Annotated in this window: 13 protein-coding genes and 1 pseudogene; 7 read left to right on the forward strand and 7 right to left on the reverse strand. The window is 60.7% G+C overall.

Going from position 1 to position 14,400, the window contains the following annotated elements; translation table 11 throughout:
• Positions 1–16: 16 nt before the first annotated feature.
• Complete coding sequence (gene mltA, locus AACV02_RS02935; RefSeq protein ID WP_119737519.1) at positions 17–1,201, reverse strand: murein transglycosylase A; 1,185 nt, start codon at positions 1,199–1,201, stop codon at positions 17–19.
• A 127-nt stretch (positions 1,202–1,328) separates the two neighbouring features.
• On the opposite strand from mltA, the gene AACV02_RS02940 reads away from it, so the two are divergent.
• Positions 1,329–1,778 carry a c-type cytochrome gene (locus AACV02_RS02940; protein ID WP_106575631.1) on the forward strand — a complete coding sequence of 150 codons (450 nt, stop codon included), beginning with the start codon at positions 1,329–1,331 and terminating at the stop codon, positions 1,776–1,778.
• 6 nt (positions 1,779–1,784) lie between these two features.
• On the opposite strand, the gene AACV02_RS02945 is transcribed toward AACV02_RS02940, so the two are convergent.
• The 5 genes and pseudogenes from AACV02_RS02945 to AACV02_RS02965 form a co-directional block, all read right to left on the reverse strand.
• Complete coding sequence (locus AACV02_RS02945) at positions 1,785–2,180, reverse strand: DUF1090 domain-containing protein (RefSeq protein ID WP_106575630.1); 396 nt, start codon at positions 2,178–2,180, stop codon at positions 1,785–1,787.
• A gap of 68 nt (positions 2,181–2,248) precedes the next feature.
• Positions 2,249–3,913 (reverse strand): NAD-dependent DNA ligase LigB, encoded by a 1,665-nt coding sequence (gene ligB / locus AACV02_RS02950; RefSeq protein ID WP_119737521.1) that lies wholly within the window; start codon positions 3,911–3,913, stop codon positions 2,249–2,251.
• Positions 3,914–4,008: 95 nt separating this feature from the next.
• Positions 4,009–4,270, reverse strand: a pseudogene (locus AACV02_RS02955) (hypothetical protein); the annotation flags it as partial.
• A gap of 77 nt (positions 4,271–4,347) precedes the next feature.
• Positions 4,348–5,538 (reverse strand): methionine adenosyltransferase, encoded by a 1,191-nt coding sequence (gene metK / locus AACV02_RS02960; protein ID WP_099234792.1) that lies wholly within the window; start codon positions 5,536–5,538, stop codon positions 4,348–4,350.
• 19 nt (positions 5,539–5,557) lie between these two features.
• Positions 5,558–6,553: an ArsR/SmtB family transcription factor gene (locus tag AACV02_RS02965; RefSeq protein WP_119737523.1), complete on the reverse strand. Its 996-nt coding sequence runs from the start codon at positions 6,551–6,553 to the stop codon at positions 5,558–5,560.
• Positions 6,554–6,810: 257 nt separating this feature from the next.
• Here AACV02_RS02965 and tkt point away from each other — a divergent pair, with 257 nt between their 5' ends.
• The 6 genes from tkt (at position 6,811) to fba (ending at position 13,168) form a co-directional block, all read left to right on the forward strand.
• Positions 6,811–8,808 carry a transketolase gene (gene tkt, locus AACV02_RS02970; RefSeq protein ID WP_119737524.1) on the forward strand — a complete coding sequence of 666 codons (1,998 nt, stop codon included), beginning with the start codon at positions 6,811–6,813 and terminating at the stop codon, positions 8,806–8,808.
• 138 nt (positions 8,809–8,946) lie between these two features.
• Positions 8,947–10,002: an erythrose-4-phosphate dehydrogenase gene (epd, locus tag AACV02_RS02975; RefSeq protein WP_106575626.1), complete on the forward strand. Its 1,056-nt coding sequence runs from the start codon at positions 8,947–8,949 to the stop codon at positions 10,000–10,002.
• A 17-nt stretch (positions 10,003–10,019) separates the two neighbouring features.
• Positions 10,020–11,183: a phosphoglycerate kinase gene (locus tag AACV02_RS02980; protein ID WP_106575625.1), complete on the forward strand. Its 1,164-nt coding sequence runs from the start codon at positions 10,020–10,022 to the stop codon at positions 11,181–11,183.
• Positions 11,184–11,212: 29 nt separating this feature from the next.
• A complete protein-coding gene (locus tag AACV02_RS02985) occupies positions 11,213–11,440 on the forward strand; it encodes a hypothetical protein (RefSeq protein WP_106575624.1) in 228 nt (75 codons plus the stop codon).
• A 62-nt stretch (positions 11,441–11,502) separates the two neighbouring features.
• A complete protein-coding gene (locus AACV02_RS02990; RefSeq protein WP_119737525.1) occupies positions 11,503–11,835 on the forward strand; it encodes an MliC family protein in 333 nt (110 codons plus the stop codon).
• Positions 11,836–12,103: 268 nt separating this feature from the next.
• Positions 12,104–13,168: a class II fructose-bisphosphate aldolase gene (gene fba, locus AACV02_RS02995; RefSeq protein WP_003177554.1), complete on the forward strand. Its 1,065-nt coding sequence runs from the start codon at positions 12,104–12,106 to the stop codon at positions 13,166–13,168.
• A gap of 285 nt (positions 13,169–13,453) precedes the next feature.
• Here the strand turns inward: fba and AACV02_RS03000 are convergent, their stop codons facing one another.
• On the reverse strand, positions 13,454–14,119 hold the full coding sequence (locus AACV02_RS03000) for a polysaccharide lyase family 7 protein (protein ID WP_106576070.1): 666 nt from the start codon (positions 14,117–14,119) through the stop codon (positions 13,454–13,456).
• Positions 14,120–14,400: the final 281 nt, after the last annotated feature.

Consider the following 14,400-nt stretch of genomic DNA (forward strand, 5'->3'; position numbering starts at 1 on the left):
CGCCTGTCAGTAGCACTCAGGTACCGGCAGGTGCATCCGGTACGTGTGGCAACGCTGCGCCTTTGGGCCACAACATCCAGATCTGGCCCTGCTGCTTCATATTCCCCGCCAACTCGCCCGCTGCATCACCGGTGCCCCAGAACAAGTCTGCGCGCACTTCGCCGGTGATTGCACCGCCGGTGTCCTGTGCGGCCACGGGCCGGGCAATGGGCGAGCCGTCAGGTTTGGTGGTCGACAGCCATAACAGGCTGCCCAGCGGAATCACCTTGCGATCCACCGCCACGCTGTAGCCAGCCGTCAGCGGCACATTCAGTGAGCCGCGCGGGCCTTCATTGCTGTCCGGACGCGCGCTGAAAAACACGTAGCTGGGGTTGCTCGCCAGCAGTTGTGGAATACGTTGCGGGTTAGCCTTGGCCCAGGCGCTGATGGCGCCCATGGTCACGTCTTCTTTTTTCAGCTCGCCTTGCTCCACCAGCCAACGGCCGATCGGGCGGTACGGGTAACCGTTCTGGTCGCCATACCCCACACGCAGTTGGCGCCCGCCGGCGAGTTGAATGCGGCCCGAGCCCTGAATCTGCAAGAACTGCAGGTCCATCGGGTTGGTCAGCCAGGCAATCGGCTTGGCGGTGGAGCCCTGGCCGTTGATGGTGCTGGCGTCGTCATATGGCTTGAGCACACGCCCTTCGAGGCGGCCGCGCAGGCGCTTGCCCTTGAGTTCCGGGTAGATGCTTTCCAGGTTGACGATGATCAGGTCATCCGGCACCCCGTACACCGGCACATGGGCAGTGGCGGTTTCGGTCAGACTGCCGGGGTAGACCGGTTCGTAGTAGCCGGTGATCAGGCCGTTCGGCGTGTTGTCGGCCGAGCGCAGGCCGAACACGTCCAGGCGCTCCTTGAGAAAGCTGCGCACCGCCGGGGCGTTGCCCGGCACGCTGGTCGCTGCTGCGCAGGTCGCACCCCAGATCGGGTCGGCTTTCAGGCGTTGGCAGGCGCTGCGCCAGGACTCAAACCCGGCCAGCAGGTCGCTGTCGGAAACAGCCGGCAAGGCTTCCCACGGTGCACTCACATACGTGGCGACGGCATGGGGTTTAACGGTTTCATCTTTGCCGGCGTCTTTGTTGCCATCGCAGCCGGCCAGCAGTGCAATGATCGGCAGAGCCCACGCCAGGCGGCGGGTCCAGGGTTTCAAGGTGACATTCATACAAACACTTCCTGAAGCGATTGCCCGCGCCGCAGCGCGTTTGGGCAACCCTTATTATTAATAGGGCTATTGGTCTTTACGGGCGGGGCGAGGATACTGGCCGCCGTTCCCGTGACCTGAAGCCATCATGACTTTTAAAAGACTGACCGTTGTATTGCTGGCCTGCCTGACGTTATCCGCTTGTGGCGGTGTTGATCCGAATTCACCCCTGGGTCAGCGCAAGGCAATCTTCAAGCAAATGCTCAAGACCGGCGAAGACCTGGGCGGCATGTTGCGTGGGCGCATCCCTTTCGATGGCGCGAAGTTCGCCGAAGGCGCGGTCAAGCTTGACGCGTTGTCCCACGAACCGTGGAAGCATTTCCCGAGTGTGCGCGAAGAAGATCACACCAGCGCCAAGGACAGCGTGTGGCAACAGCAGGCACGGTTCCAGGCGTTGGCCCGAAACCTTGAAACGGCCACCGGTGAACTGGTGATCGCCAGCCAGGTGCAGCCTTACAAAGCCAGCAACCTGGGGCCTGCGGTGCAGAAAGTCGAAGATGCCTGCACGGCTTGCCATAAACAGTTTCGGGATCACTGACCGGGTTTACTGGTCGAGTTCTTCAACAGCGTCCTGCAGCTCTTTGCGTGATTGCGCCAACTTGTCCTTACGCTTGTTGATCTTGTCTGCGTCACCCTTTTTCATCGCCTTGTCGAGGTCGGCCTGACGGCGGCTGACTTCGTGCTTGGCGTCGAGCACCTTGTTTTCGCGTTCTTTCCTCAGGGATGCGTCGGTGCAGTTGGCGGTGACTTCGCTCAGGGCTTTTTCCAGGCCAGCCTGTTGTTGGCTGTTGCCGTGTGCCTTGGCTTGTTCGATCTGAGCGCTGATGGCTTGGCGCTTGGCGGCGCAGCCGGTGAGTTCCGGCACCTCTTCAGCGGCCAGCAGGGGTGTCGCCATGAAGCTTGCAACCGTTAACAAGGCAAAAGGGGCAAGAAATTTCATAAAGGCTCCAGGGTGCAATCAAATGGCAGGATGAATTCTGCCGTTGGTTAAAAAATGGTCGGGCCAGGTTAGAACCCGTCTATCCCCGCCTCGCGGAGTGTCTGAGCCAACGCCTGTACTTGCGGGTCGCGAAAAAAGGCGCTCAATTGCGCTGCGCGGCCCGGGCCGATGCCATCGGTGGCCAGCCAGGCCTGGGTGTCTCTGGCGGCCAGGGTCTGCCAGCCGCCGTCCAGGTCGTTACGTGCCGAGGGCGGTACACCCAAGGCTTTGAGCCATTGTGCAAAGGGACGTTGCCGAGCGTTTTGAATGCTATCGAGCACCCGCGCGCGGCTGCGTTCGCCGAAGCCGTCAATGTTAGCAAGCTCTGCCGCATCCAGGGTCAACCAATCGAGAATGCCGGCGATTAGACCGGCCTGGATCAATATGTTCCAGGTTTCGCGGCCAATATGCGGCATGGCCAGGCCTTGGTTGCCGCTCAGCCAGGTCAGGCGGGCCAGCAATTGCTCCTCGCAACCAGGGTCCAGTTGCCAACAGCTCAAGGCGTGAAAATTACGCGCATCGGGCACTCGTACTTCCACCCTGTTCTCGTTGCGCAGGATCACGTGCTCCAAGCGGGGGATAACATGGCCGGCAAGGCTGATGGACACCTGATCGCCGGGGCGAATATCCAGCACTTGCCAGCGTTTCAGGGAGCCGACGCTCACGCGGTGGATGTGCCGGTCATCCAGCCGTACCGGCTCCAGCTCAAGAATGGGCGTAATACGCCCGGTGCGGCCGATGTTGAACCGCACGTTACGCACCAGCGCGAGCGCCTTGGCGGCCGGGTATTTCCAGGCGACCGCCCAGTAGGGAGCGCTGGCTTGCCAGCGTTTGCCGGGCGCATGCACAGCCTGGTGCAATACCACGCCATCGCTGGCAAACGGCAGGGGATGGTTGTACCAGTAGCTGCGCCAGTGTGAGGCTTCAGCAATGTTTTGAATGCGCTGGCTGTAGCGATGGCTATCGGTGAAGCCCCAGCGTGAGAGGGTGGTCAGGCGCTCGTTGAAGTCGGTCGGGCCGTCAGGCCAGGCCCAGACAAAGAGCCCGATCCCCGCGGCATCGGTGTCGCTCAACTGAAGGCGGTTCATCAACCCGGCCATCTTGCTGCGAGCATTCAGCCCGCCCTGTGTCGCTTGCACATGAGCGTCGAGGCGCCAATAGAGTTCGCCTTGCAGCACCAGGTCGATGGGCTCCGGCAGTTGCTGGACAATGCCGGGGATCCGGCGTGCGGCAGTCGACCAATCCTGGCCGAGGCGTCCGTCACCCCGGCTGATAAGCCGGCTCAATCGGCCCTGGCGATAGACCAGCGTCACCGCGACACCATCGACCTTGGGTTGAATCCATACGTCTTGCCGCGTCCTGAGCCATTCGTCGACAGCCTGCTCATCCAGTAACTTTTCAAGGCCGGTATGCGCGACCGGGTGAGGCCGCGTGCCCCGCGAACTCGCGAGTGGCTTGTCAGCCGTCAGGCCGTTTTTGGGGAAACACGTTCGCCAGTGGTCCAGGCGGTGGCGCGCCTGATCGTAGAGTTCATCGCTCACCGGGGATTGGCCGAGCCGGTGGTAGCTGTCATCCCACAGCGTGATCTGCCTGGCCAGCGCGCCGACCTGTGATCGGGCGTCCTCGGGACAGTCTTCTGCCCACACCAGAAAGGGCAAGGCACTGAGTAACAGAGCAATCAATAAACGCATCATGAGCATCCTTGCTCGGAAGGGGCGCCCAGCCTAAGTGATCCAGGCGGCCACAAAAAAGCCCCGACAGCGCGGGGCTTTTTACCGGGTGTTTCGAATTACTTGAACAGGCCGCCCAACGCTTTCACCGCGTCGTTCTTATTCATCTTGGCTTCCTGTGTTTGCTGCCTGGCGTCGACTTGGGCTTAAGACTCGGCCAGTTTGTTACAACCTTTGTTGACCTGCTCTCGTGCGGCTTTAAAAAGCCTTCACGCTCAGCACGTCGTTCTTGGCCTGCGCCACGTCAATTTTGCTTTGCCGGTCTTTGGCGTGCGGCTGGCAGTCGCCGGGTTTGTCGCCCAGTCGGGTACTCAGGGCGCCAAATGTGTAATGCCTGTTGCGCAGGCAATAAAAAGCCCCGCCGGCGAACCCGGCGGGGCTTTTGGGGCAGCGCGTGCTTACAGGCCGGCGGCGGTGCGCAGGTCGTTGGCGCGGTCGGTTTTTTCCCAGGTGAACGTGGTGAAGGTGTCGTCGCCGACAGTCTTCTGCGCAGGGGTACGGCCGAAGTGGCCGTAGGCTGCAGTTTCCTGGTACATCGGGTGCAGCAGGTCAAGCATGGTGGTGATCGCGTATGGACGCAGGTCGAAGATCTCGCGCACCAGCTTGACGATTTTGTCGTCGCTGATCTTGCCGGTGCCGAAGGTATTCAGCGAGATCGACGTAGGCTGGGCTACACCGATAGCGTAGGAAACCTGGATCTCGCAACGCTCGGCCAGGCCGGCCGCGACGATGTTCTTGGCCACATAACGACCGGCGTAGGCCGCCGAACGGTCAACCTTGGACGGGTCTTTGCCCGAGAACGCGCCGCCGCCGTGACGGGCCATGCCGCCGTAGCTGTCGACGATGATCTTGCGGCCGGTCAGGCCGCAGTCGCCCACCGGGCCACCGATGATGAACTGGCCAGTCGGGTTGATGTGGAACTGGGTGTCCTTGGTCAGCAGTTCGGCCGGCAGCACGTGCTTGACGATCAGCTCCATCACGCCTTCGCGCAGGTCGGCGTAGGACACGTCCGGGTTGTGCTGGGTCGACAGTACAACGGCGTCGATACCCACGACTTTGCCGCCTTCGTAACGGCAGGTCACCTGGGACTTGGCATCCGGACGCAGCCACGGCAGCAGGCCGTTTTTGCGGGCCTCGGCCTGACGCTGCACCAGCTGGTGCGAGAAGGTGATCGGCGCCGGCATCAGCACCTCGGTTTCGTTGCTGGCGTAGCCGAACATCAGGCCCTGGTCGCCAGCGCCCTGATCTTCAGGCTTGGCGCGGTCCACGCCCTGGTTGATGTCGGGCGACTGCTTGCCGATGATGTTCATCACGCCGCAGGTCGCGCCGTCGAAGCCGACGTCGGAGCTGTTGTAGCCAATCTTGGTGATAACGTCGCGCACGATCTGTTCCAGATCGACCCACGCGGTGGTGGTGACTTCACCGGCGATGATCGCCACGCCCGTTTTCACCAGAGTCTCGCACGCCACACGGGCGAACTTGTCTTCAGCAATGATGGCGTCCAGCACCGCATCAGAAATCTGGTCGGCGATTTTGTCCGGATGCCCTTCAGACACGGACTCGGAGGTGAAAAGGGAGTATTCGCTCATCTCGATGTTTTCCTGATATTTACCGATGGTGAGTGTCGCCAGCCGGCCGCTGAAAATGGCGGACCTGAATCTGGAAACCATTACGTAAACCTACATAGAGGCTTTCCCCGGGAACGAGTCCCGCAGCGGTGGCCCAACGGGCCAGATCGTCCTGTTCAAAACCCAACCAGAGATCACCGCAGGCCTCCTTGGCCCAATTCTGGTTGTGGCTGCATAAATCTGTGACCAGCAGGCTACCGCCGGGTTGCAGCAAATTTGCCATCTGCTTGAGGGCGTCGGCGGGGGCGGCGAAATGGTGCAAGACCATGTTCAACACCACGCAATCGGCCCGCAGGTTTGTGTCGTTCAACGCGTCCGCCAGCTGCAGGCTGACATTGCCCAGCGCCTCGCGCTCGCACAACTGGCGCGCCAGTTCGAGCATCGCCGGGCTGTTGTCCAGCGCTGTCACCTGCTTGAAGCGGCGCGCCAGCTCCGGCAGGAAACCGCCATCGCCAGGGCCGACTTCCAGCGCCGTGGCCGAATGACTGAAGCCCAGTTTGTCCAACAGCGCCAGTACGCTTTCGCGGTATTGCGGCAAGCCGGCAATCAGGTCTTGTTGGGCGCGAAACTTCTCGGCGACCCGTGAGAAAAAATCCTGGCTGGCGGCAGCGCGTTGTCCGTGAACTTGGCTGATGCGCGACTGCACGTCGCCGGGCAAGCTCAAGCTGTCCACCTCTTCCAGCAGCGCGGCGTGCAGTTTGCCGCCGAGCAGCTCGGTGTGGGGCAGGGCGCGGCGGTAAAAAATCGCATTGCCCTCGCGGCGGGTGGCCACCAGGTCAGCCTGGGCCAGGACCTTCAAATGGTGGCTCATGCCGGACTGGCCAATGGCGAAGATCTGCGCCAGTTCCAGTACGCCGAAAGAGTCGTTGGCCAGTGCGCGCAATACGTTCAGGCGTAACGGATCACCAGCTGCCTTGCACAAGGCTGCCAGTTCATCGCCGTCGTCAGGACGCAGGGAGGGCACGGGTAGGTTCATAAGGCCAGCAGTCTAGTGACGGGTGGATATCCCCGCAAGGCCAATATCAAAAAGTTTTGATATTGGTCGATAATCGGTAGTTATAAGCAGCCGCTATAACCTTTAGACGAAGCGGTCAGGCTTTTCTGCAAGCGATTAGCGGGCAAACCGCAGGAAAAACACCTCAAGTGACTATCTGTGATTGCCCGCAGGCGGTGGCTGAGGGAAAATGCCGATCCTTTTTTCCGTTTCTTTTAAGCAACCCCAGGAGATCAGCGATGCCCAGCCGTCGTGAGCGTGCCAACGCCATTCGTGCCCTCAGCATGGATGCCGTGCAAAAAGCCAACAGCGGCCATCCCGGTGCCCCGATGGGCATGGCGGATATCGCCGAGGTACTTTGGCGTGACTACCTGAAACACAATCCGAGCAACCCGTCGTTCGCCGACCGTGACCGCTTCGTGCTGTCCAACGGCCATGGCTCGATGCTGATCTATTCGCTGCTGCACCTGACCGGCTACGACGTCACCATCGATGACCTCAAGAGCTTCCGCCAACTGCACAGCCGCACCCCGGGTCACCCGGAATTCGGCTACACCCCAGGCGTCGAGACCACCACCGGTCCGCTGGGCCAGGGCCTGGCCAATGCTGTTGGCTTCGCACTCGCTGAAAAAGTCCTGAGCGCGCAGTTCAACCGCCCTGGTCACAACATCGTCGATCACCACACCTATGTGTTCCTGGGTGATGGCTGCATGATGGAAGGCATTTCCCACGAAGTGGCTTCCCTGGCCGGTACCCTGGGCCTGGGCAAGCTGATTGCCTTCTACGATGACAACGGCATCTCCATCGACGGCGAAGTCGAAGGCTGGTTCACCGATGACACTCCGAAGCGTTTCGAAGCCTACAACTGGCAAGTGATCCGTAACGTCGACGGCCACGATCCGGAAGAGATCAAGACCGCCATCGACACCGCCCGCAAGAGCGAGCAGCCGACCCTGATCTGCTGCAAGACCACCATTGGTTTCGGCTCGCCGAACAAGCAAGGTAAAGAAGACTGCCACGGCGCCCCACTGGGTGACGCGGAAATCGCCCTGACCCGTGAAGCGCTGAAGTGGAACCACGGCCCGTTCGAAATCCCGGCTGACATCTATGCCGAGTGGAACGCCAAGGAAAAAGGCCTGGCGACCGAAGCCGAGTGGGACCAGCGTTTTGCGGCCTACTCCGCCGAATTCCCTGAGTTGGCCAACGAACTGGTACGCCGCCTGGCCGGTGACCTGCCTGCCGACTTCTCGGAAAAAGCCTCGGCCTACATCGCCGAAGTGGCGGCCAAGGGCGAGACCATCGCCAGCCGTAAAGCCAGCCAGAACACCCTGAACGCCTTTGGCCCGTTGCTGCCTGAGATCCTCGGCGGTTCGGCTGACCTGGCCGGTTCCAACCTGACCCTGTGGAAAGGTTGCAAAGGTGTCTCGGCCGAAGACGCCAGCGGCAACTACATGTACTACGGCGTGCGCGAGTTCGGCATGAGCGCCATCATGAACGGCGTGTCCCTGCACGGCGGCCTGGTGCCTTACGGCGCAACCTTCCTGATGTTCATGGAATACGCGCGCAACGCCGTACGTATGGCCGCGCTGATGAAAAAGCGTGTGATCCATGTGTACACCCACGACTCCATCGGTTTGGGCGAAGACGGCCCGACGCACCAGCCGGTCGAGCAACTGACCAGCCTGCGTACCACACCGAACCTGGATTGCTGGCGCCCAGCCGACGCGGTCGAATCTGCCGTGGCCTGGAAACACGCCATTGAGCGTAAGGACGGCCCTTCGGCACTGATCTTCTCGCGTCAGAACCTGCAGCACCAAGTGCGTACCGACGCGCAGATCGCTGCGATCAGCCGTGGTGGCTACGTGCTCAAGGACTGCGTTGGCGAGCCGGAGCTGATCCTGATTTCCACCGGTTCCGAAGTCGGCCTGACCGTTCAGGCCTACGACAAGCTGACGGCCCAGGGCCGCAACGTGCGCGTTGTGTCCATGCCGTGCACCAGCCTGTTCGAAGCCCAGGACGCCGACTACAAGCAATCGGTTCTGCCGTTGCAGGTCAGCGCGCGTATTGCCATCGAAGCGGCTCACGCCGACTACTGGTACAAGTACGTGGGCCTGGAAGGCCGCGTGATCGGCATGACCACCTATGGTGAGTCGGCGCCGGCGCCAGCGTTGTTCGAAGAGTTCGGTTTCACCCTGGAAAACATCCTGGGTCAGGCTGAAGAGCTGCTGGAAGACTAAGTCAGTCTGCGTTGTCTGCACTGGCGCTATCGCGGGCAAGCCCGCTCCCACATTTGGATCGCGGTCTAATGTGGGAGCGGGCTTGCCCGCGATAGCGTCAGAGCATTCAACACCGAACTAACATTGATCGAGAACCCCATGCCCCAACCGCGTCCCTACAAAGTTGCACTCAACGGCTACGGCCGCATTGGTCGTTGCGTCTTGCGTGCTCTGTTTGAGCGAGGGGCGGCGGCCGGGTTTGAAATTGTCGCGATCAACGATTTGGCCGACATGGCCAGTATCGAATACCTGACACGCTTTGACTCCACCCATGGCCGGTTTCCCGGCGAAGTGCGCGTTGAAGGCGACTGTCTGCATATCAATGGCGACTGCGTGAAAGTCCTGCGCAGTGCCACCCCCGAGGGCATCGACTGGGCGGCGCTGGGCGTCGACCTGGTGTTGGAATGCTCCGGTGCTTACCACACCCGTGCCGATGGCCAGCGTTTTCTCGACGCCGGCGCACCGCGTGTGCTGTTTTCCCAGCCGATGGCCAGCGAGGCGGATGTCGACGCCACCATCGTCTACGGCATCAACCAGGATTGCCTGACCGGCAATGAGCTGCTGGTGTCTAACGCCTCCTGCACCACCAACTGCAGCGTGCCGCTGTTGCGCCTGCTGGATCAGGCGATTGGCCTGGATTATGTGTCGATCACCACGATTCACTCGGCGATGAACGACCAGCCGGTCATCGACGCCTATCACCACGAAGACCTGCGCCGCACGCGTTCGGCCTTCCAGTCAGTGATTCCGGTGTCTACCGGCCTGGCGCGAGGTATCGAAAGATTGTTACCGGAACTTGCCGGGCGAATTCAAGCCAAAGCCGTACGGGTGCCAACGGTGAACGTGTCTTGCCTGGACATCACCATGCAGACTGTCAGCGACACTGACGCGACGGAGGTCAACCGGATTCTGCGCGACGCCGCCACCAGCGGCCCGCTCAAGGGTTTGCTGGCCTACACCGAGTTGCCGCATGCCAGTTGCGATTTCAACCATGACCCGCATTCGGCGATTGTCGATGCCAGCCAGACCCGCGTTTCCGGCCCCAGGCTGGTGAACATCCTGGCTTGGTTCGACAACGAATGGGGGTTTGCCAACCGAATGCTGGATGTTGCCGAACATTATCTGCACATCGCCTCCACACAACCTCAACAGTAATTCAGGAACTGCGACCCATGACCGTGTTGAAGATGACCGACCTCGATCTGCAAGGTAAGCGCGTACTGATTCGCGAAGACCTCAACGTCCCAGTCAAGGACGGTGTTGTCACCAGCGATGCGCGAATCCTGGCCTCGCTGCCGACCATCAAGCTGGCCCTGGAAAAAGGCGCGGCCGTGATGGTCTGCTCCCACCTGGGTCGTCCGACCGAAGGTGAGTTCTCCGCCGAAAACAGCCTCAAGCCGGTAGCCGACTACCTGAGCAAGGCCCTGGGCCGCGACGTGCCGCTGGTGGCTGACTACCTGGGCGGCGTTGACGTCAAGCCAGGCGACATCGTGCTGTTCGAAAACGTGCGCTTCAACAAAGGCGAGAAAAAGAACAGCGACGAACTGGCCCAGCAATACGCGGCCCTGTGCGACGTGTTCGTGATGGACGCCTTCGGCACCGCGCACCGCGCCGAGGGTTCGACCCATGGCGTGGCCAAGTTCGCCAAAGTCGCCGCCGCCGGCCCGCTGCTGGCCGCAGAACTGGATGCACTGGGCAAGGCCCTGGGCGCTCCGGCGCAGCCAATGGCGGCCATCGTGGCCGGTTCCAAAGTCTCCACCAAGCTCGACGTGCTCAACAGCCTGAGCCAGATCTGCAACCAGTTGATCGTCGGCGGCGGCATTGCCAACACCTTCCTGGCCGCAGCCGGCCACCCGGTGGGCAAGTCCCTGTACGAGCCGGACCTGCTCGACACCGCGCGCGCCATCGCGGCCAAAGTCAGCGTGCCGCTGCCGGTGGACGTAGTCGTGGCCAAGGAGTTCGCTGAAAGCGCCGAAGCCACCGTCAAGCTCATCGCTGACGTGGCCGCCGACGACATGATCCTGGACATCGGCCCGCAAACCGCAGCCAACTTCGCTGAACTGCTGAAGTCGTCCAAGACTATTTTGTGGAACGGCCCGGTCGGCGTGTTCGAGTTCGACCAGTTCGGCAACGGCACCAAAGTACTGGCCCACGCCATTGCTGAAAGCTCGGCATTCTCCATCGCCGGCGGTGGCGATACCTTGGCGGCCATCGATAAATATGGCGTTGCTGACCAGATCTCCTACATTTCTACCGGTGGCGGCGCGTTCCTCGAATTCGTCGAAGGCAAAGTGCTGCCGGCCGTTGAAGTGCTGGAAACTCGAGCCAAAGGCTAAGGCTCGTGATCCGGAAAAGGAGTATTCCCATGATCAAGTCGTTGGCACTGGTGATTGCAGCCGGCCTGTTGGCTGGCTGCGGCAGCACGCCAAGCGCGAAGCCTGCCGCTGCAGAGCCTGCGCCTACGCAGAAAAAGAGCTGCTACCAGGCTGACTGGCAAGCCGAAACCATGCCGGTGATCAACAAGCGCATCGGCAACGAGCGGCTTGAGCAATACGACGCCGCGCCCAACGGTCAGGAACAGGGTTGCCCTTGACGGGTCTGATCAACTAACCGACAGCTTTGGCGACCTTTTGGGTCGCCGTTCGAGGATTGGCAATGAAAGGCGTTTTCGCCCTGGCAGCCCTGGCCTTGTTGGCCGGCTGCAGCAGCATGAACATGTTCAACAAGGCAGAGCCGGCCGACAAGTGGACCACCTGGACGTGCGACAGCAAGGCCGAGGTCAACTGGCGCTTTGCCAACCAGGCGCGTTCCGAGGTGGATGTACGCCTCGGCGGTTCCGACCAGGTTTATCGTCTTAAACAGGACGTTGCTGCCTCGGGCGTGCTGTACAGCAACGACCAGTTGGCGTTTCACCAAAAAGGTGAGGAAGGCCTGATTTACTGGGTCGCCACCGATGATTTGATTGGGCGAGGCTGCAAGGCCCAGTAGTGAGCCCAATGAAAATCAAATGTGGGAGTGGGCTTGCCCGCGATGACGGTGGGTCAGTTACCGAAGATGTCGACAGACAAATCGCCATCGCAGGCAAGCCAGCTCTCACATTGATCGGGTTTCAAATTGGAGCTTGTGTCAGGTCCGTCACTGCAATAACGATTCAGCAGGCCAAGCCTTAACCCCTTGATCTGCAATAACTTGAATAGCAGCCGCCGCTACGGCAGGCTTGCACGATTAACGACCCACGATCGGGAGAGACAACACAATGGCACTTATCAGCATGCGTCAAATGCTGGACCACGCAGCCGAGTTCGGCTACGGCGTCCCAGCCTTTAACGTCAACAACCTTGAGCAGATGCGCGCCATCATGGAAGCCGCTGACAAGACCGACTCCCCAGTGATCGTTCAGGCTTCGGCCGGTGCCCGCAAATACGCCGGTGCCCCTTTCCTGCGTCACCTGATCCTGGCCGCCATCGAAGAATTCCCGCACATCCCGGTGTGCATGCACCAGGACCACGGCACCAGCCCTGACGTGTGCCAGCGCTCCATCCAACTGGGCTTCAGCTCGGTGATGATGGACGGCTCCCTCGGCGAAGACGGCAAGACCCCAACTGACTACGAGTACAACGTACGCGTGACCCAACAAACCGTGGCCATGGCTCACGCCTGCGGCGTTTCGGTTGAAGGCGAGCTGGGCTGCCTGGGTTCGTTGGAAACCGGCATGGCCGGCGAAGAAGACGGCATCGGCGCTGAAGGCGTGCTGGATCACAGCCAGATGCTGACCGACCCGGAAGAAGCCGCTGACTTCGTGAAAAAGACCCAAGTGGATGCCCTGGCCATCGCCATCGGCACCAGCCACGGCGCTTACAAGTTCACCAAGCCGCCTACCGGCGACGTGCTGGCGATCGACCGCATCAAGGAAATCCACAAACGCATCCCTAACACCCACCTGGTGATGCACGGTTCTTCCTCGGTGCCGCAAGAGTGGCTGGCGATCATCAACCAGTACGGTGGCGACATCAAAGAGACCTACGGCGTGCCGGTTGAAGAAATCGTTGAAGGCATCAAGTACGGCGTGCGCAAGGTCAACATCGACACCGACCTGCGCCTGGCGTCCACCGGTGCGATGCGTCGCCTGATGGCCACCAACCCGAGCGAATTTGACCCACGTAAATTCTTCGGTGCCACTGTGACCGCGATGCGTGACGTGTGTATCGCTCGTTACGAAGCGTTCGGTACGGCCGGTAATGCTTCGAAGATCAAGCCGATCTCCCTGGAAGCGATGTACCAGCGTTACCTGAAAGGTGAGTTGAACGCCAAGGTGAACTGAGCCTCAGGCGTTTAAACAAAAAGCCCGCAGCGATGCGGGCTTTTTTGTGGCCGGGATTTGACCCTTGTGCGTTGCGCCGAGCTGATTCGCCGCAGGGTTGCCCTGCCAATGCAGATTGCCTGTGGGTGCCGGGCTTGCCCGCGACGCGGCGTGTCAGTGACCGAATGGGTTGGCTGACAGTCCGCCATGGCGGGCAAGCCCGGCTCCCACAGGGATCAGCGGCGTGCTTAAACGCGAATAATCCGTGGAGTCGTAGGGCCAGGCCTGCTTGAAATCAGGCGGCACTCATTCGTGATCAATATCCAGCTTCGCAAACGTCACCCGTGCGCCTTCCTTGCTGTTGCCACTGTTGTCCTGCACATACGCGCCGGCCTTGAAATACAGCGGTTTGGCGCCCCACGCGGCACCAATGCGCTCATTCCACTGGCCGTCAGCGGCCTCGACGGTCAGCAGCCCGGCTTTATTGAGGTTGATCACGTAGGTGAAACTCTTCTCCAGCGGCACATTGGAGGCCACGATAATCACGCGGCCTTCATCCTCGTCCGGGCGCATGCGCACTTTGGCGACAATGTTGCCGGTCTGGGTTTTTTCCTTGAATTGATATTCGAGCTTGATCAGGGGTTTCTGGCTGTCGTAGGCGTGGATCTGACCGATGACTACTTTGCCGCTCGAGGGCACCTGGTTGACGGCCAGGGTGGCGCGCAGAAAATTGTCGGCGTCGGGGTAAGTCCAGTTACGCAGACGCCCGTCGGCATAGGTTTCGCGCAATTCGCTGCGCGGGTAGACGGCGTTTTCTGTGCGCGTGCCGGTCACGGGTGTCCAGAATTGCACGTCGCTGCCTTCGGCCTGGAAATATTGGTCCTTGAAGCCGCTAAGCAGTTTCGGAGTGTCGATGGTCGTGGGCGGCGAGCCGACCGGAATGCTCAGGTTCCAGGTGGAAAGGTCGATCATGGTGTTGGCCTTTTTACAGAGGTGAGGCTTTGGCCCGGGGGCCATTCACGTTCTTTATAGGCGGTGATCGTCCGGTTGTTAAACAATTGCTGGCAATTTATTGGCGTCAGAGGAGTGCCAAAAAGCCATGTTTCCCATGGGGCGTGGGCTGTAGCGCTTGACCGTTAGTCGGCTTCCTGAGCTTTGGCGCAATGATGGCACCCGCGTCACTTCTGCTTTTTTAGAACCGGGGCTAGAGTGAGGCCTCAGTGTTTGTCCGGTTTTTATATCAGAAGTGACCG

It is taken from the genome of Pseudomonas sp. Larv2_ips (assembly GCF_963879675.1).
Taxonomy (GTDB): Bacteria; Pseudomonadota; Gammaproteobacteria; order Pseudomonadales; family Pseudomonadaceae; genus Aquipseudomonas.